This window comes from Sulfurimonas sp., from assembly GCF_023229105.1.
Classification (GTDB): Bacteria; Campylobacterota; Campylobacteria; order Campylobacterales; family Sulfurimonadaceae; genus Sulfurimonas.
The window spans coordinates 1-23,446 of the sequence record NZ_JALNZY010000010.1; the positions used below are offsets into that span (position 1 = coordinate 1).

Below are 23,446 nucleotides of genomic sequence, written 5' to 3' on the forward strand. Positions count from 1 at the left end.
TAAAGTTCAACGAAGTCGACTGGACTATCGTAACAAAAAAATAAGTGGGATTTGAATTTTGAGTAAAGTATATTTTTCTACTTGGAACGGCGAGTTTATAAACAATATTAACAAGCCGCAAGAGGAGTGGGAAGAATCAGCTTATAACCTGCCTGCACAATATGATTCTCACCGAGAATCCAGAGCTTTTATAGGCTGGGACGGGGTGGCACTTTTTGATAAGGATGTAGATGTAATCCGTTTAGCGATGGAGTACGCTGCGCAGTATCAAGAGTATTCAGAAGCATGCGGAAGATGTGCACCTGGGCGCTGGGGCGGACGTATTTTATATGATCAGCTCGATAAAATCGCTAGAGGTGAGGGAAGTATAGCTGATTTGGACCATTTAAAAGAGATTGGTAAAAGTATGCAGGTCACTTCAAAATGCGAGATTGGAAAAACGGTTCCAAACCCTATTATTGATCTGATGAGGCACTTTGAGGATACATTTTTAGAGTGTATAAACGAGCAAAAGCCATCTAAGCATTATCATGAGAAGATAGGATATATTGCAAAAATAACTGCACCGTGTACTGATGCTTGCCCTTCGCATGTAGATATTCCTGCTTATATAGAGGGTGTAAGAGATCTTAGAATGGATGACTCGCTTATGGCAACTCGCCAGACAATGCCACTGGCACATGTTTGCGGTCGTGTTTGTCCTCATCCATGTGAAGATGCATGTCGCCGTACAAACCTTGATGAGCCTGTCTCTATCATGGCGCTTAAACGTCTTGGTGCTGATTGGGAAACCGACCATGGGTATGACTTTTTCCACCCGATGCAGAAGAAGCCTAGCAACGGAAAAAGAGTTGCAATCATTGGAGCAGGACCTGCCGGACTTACAACGGCTTATTATTTGGCAGCTGAGGGTATTGAGTGTGATGTTTACGAGGAACTCCCTGTTCTTGGTGGTGAAGTTGCCGTTGGTGTACCTGAATATAGAATGCCCATAGCTAAGTATAATCAAGATATTGAGTGTGTCAGAGATATGGGCGTTAACTTTATAACCAACGCTAAAATCAATGCCGATGATATGCGAAGATTTGAAAATGAGTACGATTCGGTTATGATTGCAACAGGTACTAGAATCTCAAAAAAAGTTTATTGTAACAACGAAAGAGCTGAGATAAAGGGCTACTGGGGTGCGATAGACTTTCTTGATAAAGTAAACCTTTATGAGAAGTATGGCTATACAATCTCAAAAGAGGAGCAAGAGGAGAACCTCTTAACAACTCCTTATGTTGATTTGACAGGTAAGACAGTTGTTTGTGTAGGAGGCGGTTTTACATCTATGGACGTTGTAAGATGCGCAATTCGTGCAAATGCGAAAAAGGTCTATATGATTTATCGTAGAGATGAGCAGACGATTATTCGCAATACTACATACGAAGAGTATCATGAAGCCGTAGAAGAGGGTGTTGAGTTTATCTTTCATTCGGCAGTAGCTGATTTAAGAGATGAAGACAATATAATAAAATCTCTTCTAATCGATAAGTTTGAGCTAGTTCCAAATCCTGATGGCGGTCGTGCAGAGCTTGTTAAAGTCGAGGGAGCATCTTTTGAGATAGAGGCGGATTATCTTATCCCTGCAGTTTCGCAGTCGGCTGATTTAAAACTACTTCCTCCTGAGTGGGAGATTGAGAAGACTTCCTGGGCGACTATCAAAACAAACGGTAAGGATTACATGACATCTCGTAAAGGTATCTTTGCTTCTGGGGATTGTGAATATGGTCCTATGACTATTGTAAATGCCGTGGGACAGGCAAAGCGTGCAGCATCTGTTATGGCACGCTATGTCCAGAGTGGTGAGGTTACTCTAAGTGATGATGAGATTATGGAAGATCACCTTAGAAAACTTCGTGTTTATGATAAAAAAGAGAAAGTTAAAGGTTGGCTGGCTGGAATTCCTAGAGAGCATAGTCAAGTTCTTGAAGCAGAAGATCGTAAATACAACAATAAAGAAGTTAACCTAGGCTTCACTCAAGAAGAGGCGCTAAGTGAAGCAGAGCGCTGTATGCGTTGTTACTATATAGCAATGGTACAGGCATAAAGGATGGGTGAGATGAATAAAGAAGTTAGTTTTAAAATTGACGGCATCTCGGTAGTTGCCCAAAAAGGTGAGAGCATCTTAAATGTCGCTCGCAAAAATGGCATCTATATCCCAACAATGTGCTATATTTCAAAAACATCACCTTGCGCATCGTGCCGTATGTGCGTTGTTGAAGCAAGTGGTATGGATGGCTTTGTGCTTAGCTGTAATACGCCTCCTATTGAGGGAGTAGAGATAACTACAAATTCTCAAGCTCTTAACCATGAGCGCACAAATATTATGAAACTATATGATGTAAATCATCCTCTAGAGTGCGGAGTTTGTGACAAATCAGGGGAGTGTGATTTACAAAATAAGACTTTGGAATTTGATGTTGAGCGTCAAAATTTCTCCGCTCGTGATCAACTCCGCCCCTTGAAAAAATGGGGACTTATAGATTATGAGCCTTCGCTGTGCATCATGTGTGAGAAGTGTGTTCATGTCTGTAACGAAGTTATAGGCGATGATGCTATCGAGGTTCAATTTGGCGGTTACAAATCTACCATCATTCCAAAAGGTAGCGAGCTTCTTGATTGTACATTTTGTGGCGAATGTATTGCGGTTTGTCCTGTGGGAGCGCTTACTAGCAGTGGCTTTAAATACAGAGCAAACGCGTGGGAGCTAAATCGTGTTCCTGCAACGTGTGCGCACTGTTCGGCTGGATGTCCGTTAGAGTATGAAACAAGACACAGCTCAATTAACGGTGCAGATGAGATATACAGAATTAAAAACAACTTTGAGTTTACCTCACTTTGTGGAGCAGGACGATTTGGTTTTGACTTTGAAAATAGAGTAAGTAGTAATGAGAGTGCATTTAACAGCGCTATTGAGGCTCTTAAAGAAGCAAAAGCTATAAGATTCTCTTCAATTATAACAAATGAAGAGGCGCATATCTTAGAGCTTTTAAAAGATAAACTCGGCATAAAACTATTTAATGAAGATGCGAGAGTGTTTGCAGAGTTTATGAAATCATACAGCTCTATAAGTGGCAAGCTTCATCACAGCGGCTCTCTTGATGCAATCAAGCAATCAGATGCGTGCATAATTATAGGAAGCAGAATTGCTACTGATAATCCAGGTGTTAGATATGCGCTAACTACCGCCGCAAAACATAATGGTGCAAAGATTTTATATGCGCATCCTATGGAAGATGCTCTGATGCAAAACGTAATTACTCAGATGATGAAGTATGAAGTGGGAACAGAAGAGGGCGTTATGGCGCTTTTAGCTCATGCAATACTTCAAGATGCCGACTTAGATGATAGCGAGAGAGCATTTTTTAAGGAGCTTGATTTTGGTTATTTGTGTGCAGAGACAAATATCGGGGAAGAGGAGTTCTCTTTAATGATGAAATCTTTTGCAAGAGCAAAAAAGCGAACACTTATAATAGGCAATGATTTAATTGCACATAAGCGAGCAAACAATATAGCTAAACTTGCCGCACTTATAGAGAAATACAGCGACTTCTCTTTAGTCGTTGTGCCTCGTGAGGTAAATACTCTTGGTGTGTCACTTATTAATTCGCTTGATTGTGATGAGAATATCTCAAATGTAGTTGGATACAATGCAAAAGGCTCGTTTGTAATCTCTTCATTAGAGGGTGCTAATTTGGCAGTTCCAGCGCTAAATCAACAAGAGGGAACTGTCGTAAGCATAGATAACAGAGTGCTTCCGACAAATGTTTCGCTGGAGTTTGAGGGTTATACTCTCAATGATATAGCACGCTCTTTTGGTATTGATAAAGCAGAGACAGTTGAATATACTAAAGAGTTAAATAAAAACGCTGGCTTTAAAGAGATAGCTTTTGATGATTTAGAGAACTTTTTATCATCAATGGGCGAAGATAACCGCGGGTATCTTCTTGATGAGATTATATGTAGAGCTGAAGGTAATCTTGAAGAGCTTGATGATTTGCCTGAGTTTAACGGTACGATTATCTACCAGTGCGACCCAGTTCTTCAGTTTAACAACTATACATTAAAAACAAAGCAACTTCCTAAGGAGAACTTTTTACGAGGTTCTGCTCAGTTTAGTGTAGCTGCTAGAATAAGTGATGGGGATATGGTTGAGATTAACTTTGGGGGAACAAAAATCCAGAGAAAATTTAAGTTAGATGAGGAACTTAAAGGAACTATAGCTCTAAACCCTACCTTTGATATAAGTGTAGATGCAAGCAGATACAGATTTGAAAAATCCAAAATAGCGAGAGTAATGTAATGAGTAAAATTACTATAAATATTGATGGAAAAGAGATTCAGACGCAAGAGGGCGAGTATATACTCAATGCCGCTCGTGCAAATGATATCTTTATACCGGCAATTTGCTACCTAACAAGATGCAGCCCTACTCTTGCATGTAGGTTATGTCTAGTTGAAGCAGACGGCAAGCAGGTATATGCTTGTAACGCAAAGTCAAAAGAGGGTATGAGCGTCGTAACATCAACTCAGAGTATTGTTAAAGAGCGTCGCGCAATTATGGAAGTATATGATGTAAATCATCCATTAGAGTGCGGTGTTTGTGATCAATCAGGCGAGTGTGAACTTCAAAACTATACTTTAGAGATGGGTGTTGATGCACAGCATTATGCAGTTAAAGATGTAGATAGAAGTGATGTTGATTGGGGACATATTCACTACAATCCGGGTCTGTGTATCGTTTGTGAGAGATGTGTAACTACTTGTAAAGATATGATAGGCGACAACGCTTTAAAAACAGTACCACGTGGTGCTGATGCACTCGAAGCTGAGTATAAAGAGAGCATGCCAAAAGATGCATATGCTATGTGGAATAAACTCAACAAATCTCTTATTGGGCTTACAAGTGGCGAAGAGATGCTTGATTGTACAAGCTGTGGCGAATGTGCGGCAGTTTGTCCTGTTGGCGCACTTGTTGATACTCACTTTATCTATAAATCAAATGCGTGGGAGTTAAAACAGATTCCCGCAACATGCGGACACTGTTCTGCTGGATGTCAGATAAGTTATGATGTAAAACATACCAGCATCGACAATACAGAGGAAAAAATCTATCGTGTTATGAATGAGTGGAACTATGTTTCACTCTGTGGTGCGGGAAGATATGGATTTGATTATCAAAACGAAGTCAAATCAAAGGATGCTGCGGCATTTACTAAGGCAATAGAAGTGTTTAAAAAAGCAGACACAATAAAGTTTACTTCTACTATTACAAATGAAGAGGCGTACCTGCTACAAAAACTAAAAGAAAAATTTGGTTACAGACTTGTAAATAACGAGGCAAAAGCATTTCAAACTTTCTTGAATGATTACAGCGAAATTAGTGGCACAAAACTTTATGGTTATGACCTTGAAGCAACTCACAATGCAAACTTTGTTATCTCTGTAGGAACTGCGATTAAAAGCGACAATCCAAATGCAAGATATGCACTAAACAACTCTATGACAGTAAACAAAGGTGCGGGTATTTACTTCCACCCCGTAAAAGATCCAGTTATAGAGGGGCTTGGTAAGAGCATCATGACCATGTATCACGCTCCGCTTCAAGAGGAGGTTGTTTTGTATCTGATACTTGATCTGTTTGGGGATAAAGAGAAACTCCCCTCTGAGGTAGTTGAGTATCTGGCTTCATTTCACTCGAAAAAAACAATAACTGTCGAGGAGATAATCAAAGAAGAGATTACTGAGATAGTTAAGGTTATGAAGAAAAACGAGGAGAGCGGCGAAGAGGAAGAGGTAGAAGAAGAGAAGAAAAAGATGGTTCCTAAAAAAATCTCAAAAGAGGTTGAAGTAGATGATAACCGTCTTTTAGATATTTTGGGTGCTGATGATAATTTTATGGAAGCGTTAGAGAAAAACCTTGCAAAAAAAGATACATTTGCTCTGATTGCGGGAGCAGATTTATATACACATCCAAATTCAAAAAATCTTGCTCGTCTCTTAGCGCTTATTGAAAAGTACAGTGCATTTGAGATTACAATGATACCTACGCTTACAAACTCTCTAGGTGTTGCGCTAATTTGTGAACTTGACGAGGAAGAGGGTTCTATGAGAATCGGTTATAACACTAAAGGCGATTTTACGCTATCGGCTTTAGGCGATGGCGATTTGGATATGCCCGCTATTAATCAGCAAGAGGGGACATTAACAAGCATCAACAAGAGAGTAAATCCGACAAATGCCGCTATCGGATACGGAGGCTATGAGCTAAACGATATAGCAAATGCGCTTGGTTTAAAAGCTGAATTAGTTATAAACTACACTCCTATGCTGCCTACAGACAAAGGGTTTAAAGCTAAGATGTTTGATGATTTGCCAAACCACTATGACAATGACGGCACGGAACATCGCGGTTATGTTCTTGATAATGTAGCGGTTAAAGTAAGCGGCGATGAGTCGATTGCTGCTTTTAGCGAGATAAAACTAGAGGGAACTCTTATATACATGGCAAATCCTGTAAGACAGTTCACTGATTTTACCAATAAAGCTACCAATCTTGATGAGGTAAGCGGGGTTTACATGAGTGAGGAGTTTCTTAGCAAATCTGATTTAAAAGAGGGGGATAGCGTGAGAGTTAAGAGCGATAACGGCGAGCTTGTAGCAAATATCGTAAGCGATAATAAAATTAGCGGCGATATCATACTTATGCCGACATTTGATTCTAAAATAAATTCAGGGGCACTGTTTAGTTCATACCGCTTTGCAACAGCTTCGATTGAAAAGGTGTAATATATGGAAACAGCATATTTAATTGAGACGGTTATAAAAATCGTCGCTATTTTACTTATATTTTCTGCGTTAGCGGGAATTGGAACATATTTTGAGAGAAAAGTTCTTGCATTTATGCAGCGTCGTTTAGGACCTGTATATGTCGGTCCTTTTGGACTACTGCAAGTTGCGGCTGATGGTATTAAACTCTTTACAAAAGAGGATATCGTCCCTACAAATGTAGTTGGCAGAATATTTAAAATTGCACCGGTAATTACGGCAGCAACTGCTTTTATGGCAGCTGCGGCAATTCCGTTTTTACCATCTTTTACACTATTTGGATATGAAGTTCATCCTATTGTAGCTGATATAAATATCGGTATATTATATATTCTCGGAATCATGGGAGTTGGACTCTACGGTCCTTTGCTTGCCGGTATGGCTTCGGCAAATAAATTCTCACTTCTCTCAGCAGCACGGGGAGCGGCTGTATTTATCTCTTACGAGGTTATTACGGGGTTGTCACTTCTTGCACCTATCATGATGGTAGGCTCTTTATCGCTTATAGACTTTAACGAGTATCAAGCGGGCGGCATTACGGATTGGATTGTATGGTCTCAGCCGGTAGCATTTATTCTCTTTTGGATAGCAGCTTTTGCGGAGACCGGTCGTACACCGTTTCACTTAATAGCAAATGATCATGAGATTATTGACGGATTTGGAACAGAGTATTCTGGTATGAGATGGGGACTTTTCTTTATCGGCGAGTACGCGAATATGTTCTTTATCTCTTTTGTTTTGGCCCTTATCTTCTTAGGTGGATATGGAGACGGAAGCTTCTTAGGCGCACTCGGATTACTTGTTAAGGCTGCATTTTTCTTCTTCTTTTTCTTGTGGACAAGAGCGGCTTGGCCAGATGTTAGACCGGATCAGCTGATGTGGCTGTGCTGGAAAGTTTTAATGCCCATAGCCGTGATAAATATACTTGTCACAGCTATTGTGATGATGTAAGGGGTAAATATGCATAATGAACAGATACAAGAACATTTTAATAACAGAAATGTTACGGAGGCAGATAGTAACTACTTTATGGTAGATATTGCGCCTTATCCGACAGATGGCTGGGGTAAGTTTAAGAGAGTAGTAAAAAGAAGTTTTAGAGGCGAACTTTTTGTCGGTCTTTGGGTTGTGCTTCGTGAGATGATACGATTTAACATTCACACGGTAAAGTATCCTGAGGAGAAGATGCCAATTGGTCCAAGATATAGAGCTGTGCATGAGATGAAAAGACTTTGGGAGTCAGATACTGAAAGATGTATCGGGTGTGGTCTTTGTGAGAAAATTTGTATAAGTAACTGTATTAGAATAGATACAAAACTAGATGAAGATTCTCGCAAAGAGGTAACAGAGTACAGCATCAATCTAGGGCGCTGTATCTTCTGCGGTTACTGCGCGGAAGTTTGTCCCGAACTTGCGATTACTCACGGCGGCGAGTATGAAAATGCAAGTGATCAAAGAGAGCAATTCTTGATTTTTCAAGATATGTTAACGCCACTAGAAAAGATGAAAGCCGGAACTCAAAAAGAGTTTGAAGGTTTTGGCGCAATTACACCACATGAAGATGAGCGTGTTAAAAAAACACCTCTAGCATATTAAGGAGTTTGATTATGTTTGAAGCAGTTGCATTTTATCTGTTTGCTTTTTTGACTATCTCAATGTTCTATATAGCAGTAACGACCTCGCAGGCGCTATATGCTATTAGCTCATTGGCAGCAGGAATGATTTTTATATCGGCATTTTTCTTTATTTTAGGTGCAGATTTTTTAGGTGCGATACAGATCGTCGTTTACTCCGGTGCCGTCATGGCTCTTTATGCTTTTGGTATGATGTTTTTTGATACAACAAGAGATGTAAAAGAGAAGCATGGTAATAAAGTGATAGTCATTGGACTAAGCATTATAAGTGCTGTTTTGATTGTTCTCATAGTTGGGGCTCCAATAGTTGGCAGCAATATTGAGGCACTTTATCCTATTACTGAAGGTGCAGGCAATACTCAAGAGGTCGGGATGGTTCTTTTTACAAAGTACCTTGTTCCTTTTGAAGTAGCTGCCGTAATGCTTTTGGTTGCTATGATTTCGGGAATTGTACTCGCTGGGAAAAAAATGGATCTCTCTCTTACTCTTATGAATGAACAAGAAATTTTAAAAATGAGAGAAGAAGATAAAACTAAGAAGGTGCTCTCATGATGGAAATAGGACTCAATCACTATCTCGTACTATCAACAATCCTGTTTGCAATAGGTTTGGTTGGCGTTATGAGAAGAAAGAATCTTCTTATGCTCTTTTTTGCAACAGAGATACTTCTAAACTCCGTAAATATCTCTTTTGCCGCGATTTCACACTATTACGGTGATTTGACTGGGCAGATGTTTGCATTTTTTGTAATTGCTATTGCTGCATCAGAAGTTGCAGTAGGTCTTGGTCTTTTGATTGTTTGGCATAAAAAACATAACAATATTGATTTAGACAGCATGTCAACGATGAGAGGATAAAAGATGGAACTATTTTTATATACCGCACTATTCTCGCCGCTAGTAGGCTCTTTGTTTGCAGCACTTTTTGGAGCTTCGCCAAAGACAAAAATTGCAGGGATTGTTCCAAGTATTTTGCTTGGAGTCTCATTTTTAAGCAGTTTTATACTTCTGATACTTGTTATGGTAACAGGACATACTATACATGTTGAGATGATGACATGGATGGCAACTGGAGATCTTTATATTCCGTTTGGCTTTGTTGTGGATCAGGTAAGCGTTACCATGATGATAGTTGTTACATTAGTTTCAACCGTTGTTCATGTTTATGCTATTGGCTATATGGAGCATGATAAAGGATTTAACAGATTTTTCTCTTACCTTTCTGCTTTTGTTTTCTCAATGATGATACTTGTTATGAGTGACAACTTTGCCGGCCTTTTTATCGGATGGGAAGGCGTTGGACTATGTTCTTGGCTTCTTATCGGGTTTTGGTATCATAAAGAGAGCGCATCTTGGGCAGCTAATGAAGCGTTTATTATGAACCGTATTGCTGACCTTGGAATGCTTATCGGTATCTTTATGATTTACTGGAATACAGGCACTCTTCAATATAAAGAGGCTTTTGCTGTGATGCCATCACTAGAACATGACGTATTGACATGGATGGGTATCTTCTTATTTATCGGTGCTATGGGTAAATCGGCTCAGTTTCCGCTACATACTTGGCTAGCTGATGCGATGGAGGGTCCAACTCCTGTTTCGGCTCTTATCCACGCAGCTACAATGGTTACAGCGGGTGTTTATCTTGTTGTTCGCGCACATCCGCTTTATGATTTGATTCCAAACGTTGGGTTATTCATTGCATCCTTAGGCGCGTTTGTGGCACTCTTTGCCGCATCAATGGCACTGGTAAACCGTGATATGAAGAGGGTTATCGCATATTCAACTCTTTCACAACTAGGCTATATGTTTGCAGCTGCAGGTCTGGGCGCTTACTGGGTTGCTCTTTTTCATCTTATGGCTCACGCATTTTTTAAAGCGCTTCTATTTTTGGGTGCAGGAAATGTTATGCATGCTATGCATGATGAGCTTGACCCGTTTAAGATGGGCGGACTTAGAAAGGTTATGAAGGGAACGTTTGTTATGATGACAGTCGCTTCGGTCGCACTTGCGGGAATCTTTCCTCTTGCGGGATTCTTCTCAAAAGATTTGATTTTAGAAGTTGCATTTGTTGAGCAACACTATATTATCTATACCGTGCTTCTTTTTACTGCTGGTCTGACGGCATTTTACTCTTTTAGACTTGTGGCGCTTATATTTCATGGCGAAGATAGATATAAACTCTTTGGCATCCATCCGCATGAGGCATACAAATTTATGCTAGTTGCTATGAGTCCTCTTTTAATTCTTGCAATTATTGCGGGTTCATTAAAACTATCATACTTTGAGATGATAACTAAACTGCTTCCGATTATTGAGTATCACGTTCATCATCCAGCCGTATATTGGACTATGATTATCGGAACTCAACTTTTTGTAATTACAGCAATAGCTTACGCATACAAAAAATATACAAGAAAAGATATCAAGGTACCAGATGGAACTTCTAAAATGGAGAATAGCTTTGTGTATAAACTACTTATAAATCAGTATTATATTCCATACTTTTATGAGACCTATATTATAAAAGCATATAGGGATCTCTCAGAGGTATTTTGGATAAAAGTAGATCAGAAGATTGTTGATGCAACTGTTGATGGAATCGCAAATGTATTTTACCAAACAGGCGAGAAAACAAGAGTTATGCAAAGCGGTAATCTATCGACTATGCTTAAGTGGATGGTAGCAGGAACTGTTGTTCTGCTCTCATTGGCTGTGGTTTTTGGACTTGCAGCAAGACATTCTGGAGAAATCAAGATGTTTCTCTCAGGTTTAGGAGTTTAATAGATGTTGGATCATATCTTATCGATTTTAATTTTCTTCCCGGCACTCGCAGCGATGCTTGGATTTGTAGTTAACAAGGATAGCATGCGCTCTTACGGTATTGCTGTTGCTACTATTGAGTTTTTTCTTGCACTCTGGTTGTGGTTTGCATTTGATGGCAATGTCTCAGGAATGCAGTTTATGGAGCAGGTCGCACTTGTTCCTACCTTTGGTATCAACTATATTGTAGGAGTTGATGGAATTTCACTCTTTATCATTATACTTGCGGCATTCTTTACGATGATAGGTATCGCTTCGCTTGGCGAGACTAAAGATATTAAAAATATGATAATCACGCTTCTATTTTTGCAGATGACTATGGTTGGTGTATTTGCTGCTCTTGATGCTATTGTATTTTATGTATTTTGGGAACTCTCACTTGTTCCAATGCTTTACATAATCGGTGCTTGGGGTGGACCTCTTAGAATTTATGCTTCTGTTAAATTCTTTTTATATACCTTTGCAGGCTCACTTGTGATGCTAGTCGGGATGCTCTTTATGGCTTACTTCTACTATCAGGCGACAGGTCAGTGGAGTTTTGCGATTCTTGATTGGTATCGTCTGATTCTGCCTGAATCTTTTCAGATTTGGTTGTTTGTTGCATTTTTTATTGGTTTTGCTATTAAAGTTCCAATGTTTCCATTTCATACATGGTTACCGTATGCGCACGGGCAAGCTCCAACTATCGGTTCGGTAATTCTTGCAGCAATTTTGCTTAAAATGGGTACATACGCATTTATCCGTTTTTCGCTTCCACTGTTTCCGGATGCATCTGTTTACTTCATGTATCCTATAGCAGTGTTAGCAATAATCATGATTATCTATACGGCGATGGTTGCGTATGCGCAAAAAGATATTAAACAGGTTGTTGCTTACTCTTCAGTATCACATATGGGTGTTATCATCCTTGGTACATTTGCACTAAATGTTGAGGGTATAACGGGTTCAATCTTTCTTATGATAGCTCACGGTGTCGTCTCAGGGGCGCTCTTCTTTCTTGTAGGCGTAATTTACGACAGAAGACATACTAAACTTATGAGTGAATTTGGCGGACTTGCACATGTTATGCCTAGATATGCAACAATATTTGGACTTATGTTGATGGCTGCTGTTGGACTTCCTTTGACTATTAACTTTGTAGGTGAATTCTTAAGTCTTCTAGGTTTTTATAAGCAGTCACACATATTAACGCTTCTTGCGGGTATAGCTATTATAGTCGGTGCTATCTACATGTTAGCCGCTTACAAAAAGATGTTCTTTGGTGAAGTTACAAAGGAGGAGAATAGAAATCTCCCAGATGTAAACAAAAGAGAACTCCTTGCTCTTATTCCCTTGGTAATTATAACTGTCTGGTTGGGAATATACCCTAAGCCACTTTTGGGAACAATTAATACAAGCGTTGAGTCTGTAGTTCAACTAATGCATGAAAAAGCACTCTCAGAGGAAGCAAAAACAAGAATTCCTAGTTTGAATATTCTCATAAATAAAACTTCGGCTAAGGAGGCACACTAATGTTATCACCGGTAAATGTTTCGATTGAGTCGCTAAATTTAATGACTCTTGTGCCTATGTTAATTCCAATCATCGGCGCTTTATTAATCATAGTGATTGATCTTTTTAATAGTGATCAACACAAGTCTTTATATGTAATGTTAGTCCTTCTCGTCTTAGGAGTTGACTTTGTAGCACTAATGGATTCTGCAGGCGTATTTGAGAAAAACGGCACTGTAATGGGTGTTTTTGATGTGATGCTCATAGATGGTTTGGCGATTTTATCGCAGTTTATCATTGTAGGGGCATCTATGCTCTTTATCCCATTGGCACTTACTCATAAGAGATTCCATGAATTTTCATACCCTGAGTTCTTTGCACTATTTTTATTTATGATTGCAGGCTTTCAGTTTATGGTTGCAACAGATAATCTTATACTGATTTTTGTAGGGCTGGAAACGGCTTCTTTGGCTCTTTATACTCTAATTGCTATGCACAACCGTGACAAGTCGTTTGAGGCGGCTGTTAAGTATTTTACAATGGGTGCCCTTGCAGCTGGATTTTTTAGTTTCGGTTCCATGATATTTTATGCACTTACGGGTTCTGTTGAGATTAACCAGATTGCTGCTGTATTGAGTGCGAATAACTATGAAGATATAGCTTTTGTTCTTATCGGGGTTGTATTTTTGCTTGCATCACTCGGCTTCAAGCTCTCAATGGTTCCGTTTCATACATGGACGCCGGATGTTTATGAGGGCTCCTCCGCCGCACTTGCAGGGTATATGTCAATCGTTCCAAAAATTGCGGCTTTTGTTGTTGCTATGAGACTTTTTGAGTTTTTAATCCACAGCGGGGTTGTTTGGTTAGAGGTTATTCTCTACATGGGCGTTGTTTTAACTATGACTATGGCAAATATCTGGGCATTGGTTCAAACGGATGTAAAGAGAATGCTTGCATATAGTTCAATCTCGCATGCAGGTTTTGTTATGGCAGCGATTTTAATCGGTACCACACAGTCAAACAGTGCACTATTTCTTTACTGGATACTCTTTAGCTTTACAAACTTAGGATCGTTCTCCATGCTTTGGATAAGCAGACAGAAAAATCTTCCTGCGCATCAGCAGTCTGATCATAGTTATGATAAATTTGCGGGAATGGTTAAAGCATCTCCGGTTGCGGCTACAATCATGGCTCTGTTTATGTTAAGTTTAGCAGGAGTTCCTCCGTTTGCTCTATTTTGGGGTAAAATGTATATGATAAGCTCGGCGATTACAGGTGGATACACGGTTTTAGCACTTATTATGGCACTAAACTCCGCTATAGCAGGGTATTACTACTTAAAACTTATCGTATATATGTTTATGAAAGAACCCGTTGTTGAATATGATGGACGTGTTTTTAGCGCAAATGCTACACTTCCGCTCAAAACTATCATCGGGGTAGCAGCTATAGGAACTATATTTGCTTTTTTAGCGGTAAACCAGCTTTTAGATTTTATTACGGTGTTTGTATATAATAGCGGTTATTAAACTACCTTGAAAATCTCGAAAAATTTGTTTTGCTAAAGAAACATTTTCACTTCGTGAAAACCGCATTAGCTTGTTTTCGTAGCTTTAGGGGGTTGCAAGGGACAAGATGTCCCTGCCAGTAAAACGGACGCGTTTGTTTTGCTGCATAACATCAGTAAATAGGGGTATCTAATTTGTTAAAAACAGTGCTTCTTGTTTTTTTGTCACTTAATGCTTTTGCTCTTGAAATCTCAATTCAAGGTGCAAAAGAGGAACATAAATCATACTCTACATTTCATATAAAAGATGCTGATAAATTTTTATGCCAAGAGTTTAAAGATGATTTTGGCACTGTTTCTAAGATTGTCTGTGCATTTCCCAAATCCCCTTCGCAAAAGATAAAAAAACTTCAAAATAATTTTTTTGAGATAGATAGCGAAACAAAAAAAGAGACCTTTTTTTTAATAATTAAACCATATCAGAAGATGAAACTCTTTGCTATGGTTTTTGATTTGGCTAAAGAGGAGGCAACTTTTGGCGCAGATGTCAAGCTTTCAAATCACTGGATGATTGTGGGATACATGGATGAGATGCCATATATTAAAACATTTGAATACTCAGATGCCGCTATAAATTTCCCTTTTTCATATTCCGAAAATATGCTCCCTTATGTCGGCAGTTTAGATATAAAGGGCAATCCGGTTCATATTAAAAAAGTCGGCGATGTAACCGAATATATAAAAATTAAAAAGTTTTATGAAGAGAAAAATTATGAGTTTACACTAGAGTTAATAAATAATATTATGAGAGAGTATCCAAACTCGCTCTTTAGAGCCGAACTACTTTTTTATAAGATTAGAGTCTTTTCAAAACTAGATGAAAATGAAAAACTTATCGAAGCTGCAAAAGAGTATTTAAGAGAATACTCCTCAGATGAAAATATTGCAGAGGTTTTATCTTTGATAGCGAAAGCTTACACAAAAGTAGGTTTAACCAGTGATGGCGATTACTTTTTTGACAGACTTTTTAGTGAGCATCCAGACTCCGTTTATACCGATTGGGGATATATATATATGGCTGAGTCTCTAGAACTCTCAGGAAGCGCATCAAAAGCCAGAACACTCTATGAGAGGGTGCTTACACATTGTAATGACATAGATGTTGCATCAGAGGCCGCATTTAGATTGGCGCAAAATTTCATGGCTGATTCAAATGCGAAAGAGGCAGCCACTCAGATAGATAAAATAGCAAAAGCAAAGCCTGAATACTTCTCTAGTATTAACATATATAAATCTATGGACATGATGTATGATTTAGCAGATAATGCAGAGCTCATTCAAGCTGCCGCGATAGCAAAAGCTTTGATAGAGCATATGAATCCGACAGAAAATGAGTATGAAGAGCTTACTAGAAATGTAGGAATCTGGCTAAGTAAGACTAAGATGAAAAAAGAGGCTCTCTCTGCGCTAAAGAGATATCTTGAACTCTTTAAAGACGGTATGTATGCACAAGAGGTTCAAATCGCAAAAGACGGACTCTTTTTTGATGTCAGCGATGAAAATGCTTCGGTAAAACTTGAGACATATGACAAGCTCATGCAAGAGTATCAAAGTGATAGCATAGGAAATAAAGCTATATATGAAAAAGCAAAACTTCTTATTAAAAATGAGAGATTTTCAGAGGCGCTTGCTATGGAAAAAGAGCTTCTAAAGCTAAATCAACAAGAGTACCAAGATACGCAGGAGCAAATCACTCAAGCGGCTATTGGAACAATGAAGCAAGCACTTAAAGTAAAAGAGTGTAACAGCGTGCTTGTTATCTCCTCGCAGTATAAAATCGAACTCTCAGACGAGTGGGATGATGGGATTTATGAGTGTGCTATGAAGGGTGCGGATTTTGCGCTGGCTAAAAAAATGGCAGATAAAAATCTCAAATCAAAAGATATAAAGCAGAGAGAAAAGTGGCTCTACAGATATATAAAAGTTGATTTTGCTACAGGAAACTACTCAAATGTCATAGAAGCATCCAAGGAGCTTGTAGCACTTATAAAAGATGACAAAGAGTCTCCGTACAAGGATATTTACAGAACTCTATTTGACACCTATCACAGACTTGAAAACAAAGAGAAGATGATAGAGTCCATGAGTGAGCTTTTAAAAGCATATAGGGATGATTATATAGATATCGAGAGATATATGGCGGTTATGGCAGTAGGAAGCGAGATAAAAGATAACAATATGGTTATTGAGTACGCCGAAAAGATAATGCACATACAGCAGAGTTCAGACTCATATGCGCAAAGCCCGTTTGTAGAGTTTGCGCTTTATCAAGCCTATAATGACAAAGAAAATTACAACAAAGCGCTGGAGGCTATACAATCTTTAGATGCAAGAGAGTTAAGCAAAAACAACAGAGCAAGACAAAAATATCTCCTAGGAACAGCTCTTGAAAAACTCTGGAGAGATGACGCGGCACAAAAAGCGTACCAAGAAGCCATAGATGCTGAGCCAGCATCAGCATGGGCACAACTAGCAAAAAGCGCAAAAGCGCTGTAGAAGATTTTGTAAATGGCTTAGTATTTATTTTATATTCTGCAATGTTGCAGAACTATACTAAGGCTAAAATACAATAAGTGAGATAATAAAATGAGATATGATTTTTCAACTTCTGCGCCCAGAGACGATACAAATGCTGAGAAGTATGTTTTAAGACAAGAGCTTTTTGGTACCGATGATGTGGAGCCTTTGTGGGTTGCGGATATGGATATTGATACGCCTGATTTTGTACTTAGTGCAGTTAAAAAACGACTAGAGCATCCTATTGTTGGTTATGAAGAGATGCCTCGTAGTGCATTTGAAGCTCAGATAGCTTGGATAAAGCAAGAGCACAAAGTGGAGTTTGAGCTTGAAGATATGCTCTACTCACACTCGGTAGTTGCGAGTATAAATGTCGCCATTGAGGCATTTACGCAAAAGGGCGATAAAATTATTGTGCAAACACCCGTTTATGCGCCATTTTTTAAAAGCGTGATAGAGCATAAAAGAGAACTTGTTAAAAACCCTTTAAAGTTAAGAGATGATGGAAGTTACACTTTTGACATAGAGGATTTAAAATCAAAGATAGATGAGAGAACCAAACTTTTACTTCTGTGCTCCCCTCACAATCCAGTTGGACGCGTATGGACAACAAAGGAACTTAAAGAGATTTTAGCACTCTGCATCAAGCATAATATAGTTGTTTTTAGCGATGAGATTCATTGTGATTTAGTATATAAACCAAACACACATGTACCCTTTGCCTCTTTAAATAAGCAAGCAAGAGACATTACCGTGACTGCAATGGGTGTTGGAAAAACATTTAACATGGCAGGTTTTGCGATAAGCAGCGTAGCAATTCCAAACAAAATCTTAAGAGATAAGTTTCTAAAAGTATATAAACGCATCCACTTTGCGCAAGGGAGTTCCCTCTCGCATGTAGCCTTTGAAACTGCTTATAAAGAGGGTAAAGTATGGCTTGAGGAGCTAAAGGTGCATCTTAAGAAAAACTACTCCATGTTAGAGGAGTTATGTGAGAGATATCCCATAAAAATTACCCCGGTAGAGGGTACGTATTTGGCTTGGCTTGATTGTAGAGGTTTGGGTTTGCGTGATAAAGAGTTGAGAGATTTTTTTGTAAAGGAAGCGGGATTGGGATTAAGTGCAGGAATATCGTTTGGCAGGGAGGGAAGTGGTTTTATGAGATTGAATTTTGCGCTTTGCTCTGCTAAAATGTTATTAGTAATCAAACATTTGGAAAAAGCATTGCAAAGAATAGGAAATAAGATTGATTGATATAGATTGGGACGAGTTTAAATTTTTTAAACAATACAGCACTAAAAAAGGCGATAATTTTGAAGTATTGCTGGATTTTTTAAAAAGCCACTATCTTATGACAAATATACAAGAGATGTATGAGACAATGGCAAATGACGATATTGCCCAGTTGATGCTAAACAAGCGAGAGCTAAATAGTGTAGAAGCACTGCAAAAACATCTCTTTAGAAACTTTAATGTCTCCCCTTGAATTAAAAAAGATAGCCTCCTTTTTAGCTAAGCATCATGTTTTAACTCTTGCTACTTCTGATGCCCTAGAGCTAAATGCATGTAATCTTTTTTACGCTTTTGATGAAGAAAAAGTCTCGTTTGTTGTTGCAAGCAGCGATGATACCACACACATAAAAAATATCTTTAAAAATAAAAAAGTTGCCGGAACGGTTGTTTTGGAGACAAAAATTGTGGGCAAGATTGAGGGAGTTCAGTTTAAGGGCGAGTTTTTGGAGCTTGAGGATGAGTGTTTAAGGAGACTCTACTTTAAAACCTTTCCCTATGCTCTTGCTATGAATGCGAAACTCTGGCAGATAAAAGTTGAATATTTTAAACTTACGGACAATACTTTGGGATTTGGCAAAAAAATTATTTGGAAGGATTCTTCTCTTTAAACATCGTGCAGTCGCTTCCAGTGCTTTGAAAGACGAGCAGGGAGGGGATTTGGGAGGATTTAAACCCATAGGCTTTACATCCATGTGGTCTTTGCGCTTCCCATGTAACATAATAGTATTGGCATCTTCTGCAGTTAATTCTTTTCATGCGAGCTCTTTGTTTAAGTGCGCTATTTTAGCATATTTGGTACAATACTTCCATAAAATAAAGCAACAAGTCGCGAGAGCTTTACGCTGAGTAAACTTGAGCGTTAAAGTAAGTAGATTAAGGAAAAAAGATGGATAAAATATTATTGATGCTGCAGCTTCAGGCCGATTTAAACGAGGCTACAAACGGCGAGAATTGGACTAGTGGAATTACCAAAAACTCTAAAGTTATCAACTGGAGGCGATGTATCTATATGGAGTGCGCCGAGATGATAGATAGCTTTACCTGGAAGCATTGGAAAAACATAGACCAAGAGACGGATTGGAATAATCTTCAGGTTGAGGTTGTAGATGTTTGGCACTTTGTTATGAGTTTGGCTATAGAGAATTACTCTCAAACCTTAAGAGGGCAGGTTGAAGATTTGGCTATAAATATCTCACAGTCGCAGAATTTTAAAAAGATAAATACAAGCAGTGAGCATTTTGCAAAACAAGATGAGATTATCCAAAAGATAGAGTCGATTATGATAGACACGCTCTCAAGAGGTTCCCTTGACCTTGAAAAGCTTATATCAGACTTCTTTGATTTGGTGCTTATGAGTGGACTGAATCTCGAGAGTCTCTACAAGCTTTACATGGGAAAAAATATCCTAAACCAATTTAGACAAGACAACGGCTACAAAAACGGCACATATATTAAAATATGGGCAGGCGAAGAGGATAATGTTATAATGAAAAGAATCTTAGAGCAAAATAGCGGCATAAAGCCTGATGCTCTTTATAGAGAGCTTACCAAACTCTATTTGGCGCTAAATAAGAGCTAATATTTGAGCACCATACTAGAAGTTGAAAATCTCTCATTTGGATATAAAAAAGAGCTGCTGCTTTTTGAGAATCTTTCATTTTCTTTGAAAAAGGGGGAGATTAAAGCGATTGTCGGAGCTAGCGGAGCGGGAAAGAGCACTATTTTTGAGCTTATACAGGGTAACTTAAAACCTCTTTTTGGAAGCATCAGAAGTTCGTTTTGTTCTGAAGTTTTTCAAGACCCCTACAGCTCTTTTCATCCGAGCTATACGCTTTTAAACCAGATAAAAGATGTTGCAAAACTCGATGATATAGATACATATTTAAAAAATATAAATCTTGATTATGAGCTGCTTTTAAAACTCCCGCATGAACTCTCAGGCGGGCAGCTTCAACGCGCTTCCATTCTTCGCGCTATGCTTATGAAGCCGGATTTGCTTCTGCTTGATGAGCCAACTTCCGCACTTGATAATGTTATTCAGCTTGAGGTCATGAGTATGTTAATCCGACATCTTGATAGAATGGGAATGTTGCTTATTACGCATGATTTGGATTTGGCTAAATGGTGCGCAGATGAGATTATTATGATTTGAGTGTTATTTATTTTATAAATAGCTTTGCCACATAAAAACCGCTTCCAGCCATAAAAATAGAACCAAAGGCATTTAGAGATATATTTAGTGCCGCTAAGAGGATGTGCCCGCCCTCTAGCAGGAAAAAGCTCTCTATGGCAAACGTAGAGTAGGTTGTAAGCGCACCTAAAATTCCGGTAGAGAGAAAAGATTTGACATGAAGTGAAAAGAGTGTCGTATACATAAAATAGGCTATGAGCAGACCCATGATAAAACTGCCAAGAAGATTTACGCCAAGAGTTCCAAAAGGCAAATCATGCGGCATTTTATTTGATATCACTCCACTTAAATAAGCTCTTAAGAGTGCTCCTATAAAACCGCCGCTACCTATGGCTAGGATTGTTTGCCAGCTCATTGTCATACACCTTTTGCATTTTATTGCGTAAATCACTTAACCAATTCTCATTATTTTTGTCCGCTACAAATGACTCTAGAAAAATCGCTTTTATTCGCCCCGGTTTGTAGTAGTAGGTTTTTGTATTGTAGTATTTTGATGTTTGCATTAAAACTATAGGCTGCACGCAAAGCTTGTTAGCATCAGCTACGATTTTTGCTCCGGATTTAAAAGGGAGCATTGTATCTTTTGTAGAGCGTGTACCCTCTGGAAACATGGTTATAACCCTGTTTGTTTTAAGAGTTCGTTTTGCATCTCTAAGAAGCTTTATAAGAGATGTTTTACTCTCTCTCTCAACTGCTATATCTTGAGGCATTTTCAAAATTAAGCCAAAGAGAGGAATGTCAAAAAGCTCTTTTTTTGCAACCCATGTAATATCTCTTGTAGTAATTGTCTCCATTACTACAATGTCTAAGTTGCTTTGGTGATTTAGCAAAAACATCTGAGCCTTTGGATCTTCTTTGCCTTCTACTTCAACTGTAAAAAAGATTCCTATTCTAATAAGCCATGCAGCGAGTTTTCTACTATATGGTCTAGGTAAAATATGAAATGTAAGTATCATAATAATAAGGGATGTTGCTATTATGATTGTTGCAAAAAGCCAACTAACGTGAGCAAATATCTTCATTTTTAACCCAACCTATCTTTTCATCTTTAAGCTGTACTTTTATCCAGCCCTTTATCTCATCCTCTTTTTGCAGATGATATCTGCTTGAAGTTGTCTCAAATATTGTTCCGTTTGCCAGAGGAAGAAGATAGATATTTGAGTTCTCTTTTATGCATATCTCTTTTGAGGGAACACCGAGATATACAATGTATGCCAACGGTAATATAACAAAAACAAGATAGATATATTTTTTTCTCAGTAATATAACAAGCAAAGCAACTATGGCAATAGCAGCGGCAACTGCCATTTTGAGTATTTCGTGGGATTGGTTTTTTGGTTTTAAATCGCTCTGCGTCGTTACGCTGTCATCCTCAACTATGATTGGTATATAAATGGGAATAAATTTATTTTTTTCTAAATTAAAGTACGAGAATGATAAATTTTCCAATTTTTTGTCAATTATTGCATAATATGTAATTTTTGAGTCAAAGTATGATTCAGTAATAGACTCAATTCCTTGTTTGTAAACACCGCTCAAATTTAAAGCAGAGATATCACAGTTTGTAGCGGTTGCAACAAATATAACTATGTTGTGTATGGTGTCATAATTTGTAGTTTTATACTCTAATATCTCAAAGGAGTTGGCTACTATATTTGAGAAATTTTTTTTTGGATTGAGCAAAATAGCATTTAATGCTCGACCCTGCAGAGTTGTTGTTCTATATACTTCATCTTTATATCCGATAAGAGTTGCTGTAATATCGGGAAGTCTTATAGTGTCTGAAGTTGCCAAAAAGTGAAAAGTTTCATAGTAGTATTTGGAATCAGTTCCTCGCAGAGGAGAGTTACTAAGAAGCTTTAACCCTTTTGAATCGGAGAGGGCGTAAGTAATATCCATAAACTCTTTAACGGTAGAGAGAGCTTTTATGGTAACGGAAAATATTTCGCCCTTTAGCACTCTTGATGGAGTTTTTTCGTAGTTTAGATATATTACTTTTGGAAGATTTTCTATCTCTTGATTATCCGTAAAAGTAGTTTGATCACTATTTTGAGGCTCAGCAAAGTTGCTTAAATTTACTTCTTGTGTTGTATTTGCAAACAACAGAGCCGTAAAAAGAAAAAACCATGCTAATATTTTCACGCTTTTAAGAATCCTTGCAGCATTTTAACTCCATCATCGCTTCCAAGAAGAGATTCTATTGCTCTCTCAGGATGCGGCATAAGTCCAAAAACATTTTTCTCTTTATTGCAGATGCCGGCAATCGAATCTATACTGCCGTTTGGATTTTTCTTATCATCTCCACTCGCATCACAGTATTTTAAAAGAACTTGATTATTTGCGTAAAGCTCTTTTAGTCCACTCTCATCTATATAGTAGTTTCCATCATGATGAGCTATAGGAATATTTACGATATCGTCGCTGTTTAACTTTTCTAAAAATATATTATCATTGTTTATGACTTTTAGGTGATGGTATTTTGAGATAAAGTGCAGACTCTCATTTCTTTTAAGTGCGCCTGGAAGAAGACCGGCTTCGGTAAGAACTTGAAAACCGTTGCAGATGCCTAAAACTTTTCCGCCACTATTTGCAAAGGCAGTTACAGCTTTCATAACGGGGCTGAATTTTGCAATAGCACCACTTCTTAAATAATCACCGTAACTAAAGCCGCCTGCTACAACCAAAAGGTCGGTATCAGAGGGGATACTCTCTGACTTATGCCATAAGATTTCTGTTTTAGCCCCAAGTTTTTCAAAAGCATATTGCGCGTCATATTCGCAGTTTGTACCCGGAAACTGTAATATTGTTACTTTCATTTTATCAGCTCAATCGTATAATCTTCAATTACGGTATTTGCAAGAAGCTCCTCGCACATTTTTGTAACGTCTGCCATTGCTTTTTTATCATCGCTCTCGTCAAGATTTAGCACTATCTGTTTTCCGACACGGACATCACTGACATTATTAAAGTGTAGAGACTCTAGCGCATGGTGGACGGCTTTACCTTGAGAGTCTAATACTCCGGCTTTTAAAAATACGTTTACTATTACTTTTATCAT

At 38.4% G+C, this 23,446-nt stretch carries 22 protein-coding genes; 16 read left to right on the forward strand and 6 right to left on the reverse strand.

All coding sequences use genetic code 11. The features are described from left to right. The first annotated feature begins 58 nt into the window (after positions 1 to 58). The 14 genes from M0Q17_RS02440 (at position 59) to M0Q17_RS02505 (ending at position 18,805) form a co-directional block, all read left to right on the forward strand. Positions 59 to 2,092 (forward strand): FAD-dependent oxidoreductase, encoded by a 2,034-nt coding sequence (locus tag M0Q17_RS02440; protein ID WP_295082933.1) that lies wholly within the window; start codon positions 59 to 61, stop codon positions 2,090 to 2,092. 12 nt (positions 2,093 to 2,104) lie between these two features. Next, the gene (locus M0Q17_RS02445; protein WP_295082935.1) at positions 2,105 to 4,348 is read left to right on the forward strand and encodes an NADH-quinone oxidoreductase subunit G; all 2,244 of its coding nucleotides are present in this window, start codon (positions 2,105 to 2,107) and stop codon (positions 4,346 to 4,348) included. Continuing rightward, positions 4,348 to 6,834, forward strand: coding sequence for an NADH-quinone oxidoreductase subunit G (locus tag M0Q17_RS02450; RefSeq protein WP_295082937.1), 2,487 nt, complete (start codon positions 4,348 to 4,350; stop codon positions 6,832 to 6,834). Before M0Q17_RS02445 ends, M0Q17_RS02450 begins: the two co-directional genes overlap by 1 nt. Before the next feature lie 3 nt (positions 6,835 to 6,837). Further along, positions 6,838 to 7,824 carry an NADH-quinone oxidoreductase subunit NuoH gene (gene nuoH, locus M0Q17_RS02455; RefSeq protein WP_295082939.1) on the forward strand — a complete coding sequence of 329 codons (987 nt, stop codon included), beginning with the start codon at positions 6,838 to 6,840 and terminating at the stop codon, positions 7,822 to 7,824. A 9-nt stretch (positions 7,825 to 7,833) separates the two neighbouring features. Then, positions 7,834 to 8,469: an NADH-quinone oxidoreductase subunit NuoI gene (nuoI, locus tag M0Q17_RS02460; RefSeq protein ID WP_295082941.1), complete on the forward strand. Its 636-nt coding sequence runs from the start codon at positions 7,834 to 7,836 to the stop codon at positions 8,467 to 8,469. 11 nt (positions 8,470 to 8,480) lie between these two features. Continuing rightward, complete coding sequence (locus M0Q17_RS02465) at positions 8,481 to 9,059, forward strand: NADH-quinone oxidoreductase subunit J (protein ID WP_295082943.1); 579 nt, start codon at positions 8,481 to 8,483, stop codon at positions 9,057 to 9,059. After that, positions 9,056 to 9,364: an NADH-quinone oxidoreductase subunit NuoK gene (gene nuoK, locus M0Q17_RS02470; protein ID WP_294927830.1), complete on the forward strand. Its 309-nt coding sequence runs from the start codon at positions 9,056 to 9,058 to the stop codon at positions 9,362 to 9,364. Before M0Q17_RS02465 ends, nuoK begins: the two co-directional genes overlap by 4 nt. 3 nt (positions 9,365 to 9,367) lie before the next feature. Then, positions 9,368 to 11,290, forward strand: coding sequence for an NADH-quinone oxidoreductase subunit L (gene nuoL / locus M0Q17_RS02475; protein ID WP_295082944.1), 1,923 nt, complete (start codon positions 9,368 to 9,370; stop codon positions 11,288 to 11,290). A 3-nt stretch (positions 11,291 to 11,293) separates the two neighbouring features. Then, a complete protein-coding gene (locus M0Q17_RS02480; protein ID WP_295082946.1) occupies positions 11,294 to 12,841 on the forward strand; it encodes an NADH-quinone oxidoreductase subunit M in 1,548 nt (515 codons plus the stop codon). Then, on the forward strand, positions 12,841 to 14,349 hold the full coding sequence (gene nuoN / locus M0Q17_RS02485) for an NADH-quinone oxidoreductase subunit NuoN (RefSeq protein WP_295082948.1): 1,509 nt from the start codon (positions 12,841 to 12,843) through the stop codon (positions 14,347 to 14,349). The genes M0Q17_RS02480 and nuoN overlap by 1 nt, the downstream gene beginning before the upstream one ends. Positions 14,350 to 14,522: 173 nt before the next feature. Next, complete coding sequence (locus M0Q17_RS02490; protein ID WP_295082950.1) at positions 14,523 to 16,883, forward strand: flagellar protein; 2,361 nt, start codon at positions 14,523 to 14,525, stop codon at positions 16,881 to 16,883. Between the two features lie 90 nt (positions 16,884 to 16,973). Then, positions 16,974 to 18,158 carry a PatB family C-S lyase gene (locus M0Q17_RS02495; protein WP_295082952.1) on the forward strand — a complete coding sequence of 395 codons (1,185 nt, stop codon included), beginning with the start codon at positions 16,974 to 16,976 and terminating at the stop codon, positions 18,156 to 18,158. Further along, positions 18,151 to 18,390 carry a hypothetical protein gene (locus M0Q17_RS02500; protein ID WP_295082964.1) on the forward strand — a complete coding sequence of 80 codons (240 nt, stop codon included), beginning with the start codon at positions 18,151 to 18,153 and terminating at the stop codon, positions 18,388 to 18,390. Before M0Q17_RS02495 ends, M0Q17_RS02500 begins: the two co-directional genes overlap by 8 nt. Next, positions 18,377 to 18,805, forward strand: a complete 429-nt coding sequence (locus M0Q17_RS02505; protein ID WP_295082966.1) for a pyridoxamine 5'-phosphate oxidase family protein — start codon at positions 18,377 to 18,379, stop codon at positions 18,803 to 18,805. The genes M0Q17_RS02500 and M0Q17_RS02505 overlap by 14 nt, the downstream gene beginning before the upstream one ends. Here M0Q17_RS02505 and M0Q17_RS02510 read toward each other — a convergent pair. Further along, positions 18,780 to 18,953 (reverse strand): uracil-DNA glycosylase, encoded by a 174-nt coding sequence (locus tag M0Q17_RS02510; RefSeq protein WP_295082968.1) that lies wholly within the window; start codon positions 18,951 to 18,953, stop codon positions 18,780 to 18,782. The genes M0Q17_RS02505 and M0Q17_RS02510 overlap by 26 nt on opposite strands. 130 nt (positions 18,954 to 19,083) lie before the next feature. On the opposite strand from M0Q17_RS02510, the gene M0Q17_RS02515 reads away from it, so the two are divergent. Next, a complete protein-coding gene (locus tag M0Q17_RS02515) occupies positions 19,084 to 19,776 on the forward strand; it encodes a dUTP diphosphatase (protein ID WP_295082970.1) in 693 nt (230 codons plus the stop codon). A 3-nt stretch (positions 19,777 to 19,779) separates the two neighbouring features. Then, positions 19,780 to 20,349, forward strand: a complete 570-nt coding sequence (locus tag M0Q17_RS02520) for an ATP-binding cassette domain-containing protein (protein WP_295082972.1) — start codon at positions 19,780 to 19,782, stop codon at positions 20,347 to 20,349. Between the two features lie 7 nt (positions 20,350 to 20,356). On the opposite strand, the gene crcB is transcribed toward M0Q17_RS02520, so the two are convergent. From crcB to purS, 5 genes are read right to left on the reverse strand one after another with little or no spacing between them, the layout of a single operon-like run. Next, positions 20,357 to 20,743: a fluoride efflux transporter CrcB gene (gene crcB, locus M0Q17_RS02525; protein WP_295082974.1), complete on the reverse strand. Its 387-nt coding sequence runs from the start codon at positions 20,741 to 20,743 to the stop codon at positions 20,357 to 20,359. Further along, positions 20,712 to 21,410 carry a lysophospholipid acyltransferase family protein gene (locus M0Q17_RS02530; RefSeq protein WP_295082976.1) on the reverse strand — a complete coding sequence of 233 codons (699 nt, stop codon included), beginning with the start codon at positions 21,408 to 21,410 and terminating at the stop codon, positions 20,712 to 20,714. Before M0Q17_RS02530 ends, crcB begins: the two co-directional genes overlap by 32 nt. Next, positions 21,388 to 22,530 (reverse strand): hypothetical protein, encoded by a 1,143-nt coding sequence (locus tag M0Q17_RS02535; RefSeq protein WP_295082978.1) that lies wholly within the window; start codon positions 22,528 to 22,530, stop codon positions 21,388 to 21,390. Before M0Q17_RS02535 ends, M0Q17_RS02530 begins: the two co-directional genes overlap by 23 nt. After that, positions 22,527 to 23,204, reverse strand: coding sequence for a phosphoribosylformylglycinamidine synthase I (gene purQ / locus M0Q17_RS02540; protein ID WP_295082980.1), 678 nt, complete (start codon positions 23,202 to 23,204; stop codon positions 22,527 to 22,529). The genes M0Q17_RS02535 and purQ overlap by 4 nt, the downstream gene beginning before the upstream one ends. Continuing rightward, positions 23,201 to 23,443 carry a phosphoribosylformylglycinamidine synthase subunit PurS gene (purS, locus tag M0Q17_RS02545; protein WP_295083021.1) on the reverse strand — a complete coding sequence of 81 codons (243 nt, stop codon included), beginning with the start codon at positions 23,441 to 23,443 and terminating at the stop codon, positions 23,201 to 23,203. Before purS ends, purQ begins: the two co-directional genes overlap by 4 nt. Positions 23,444 to 23,446: the final 3 nt, after the last annotated feature.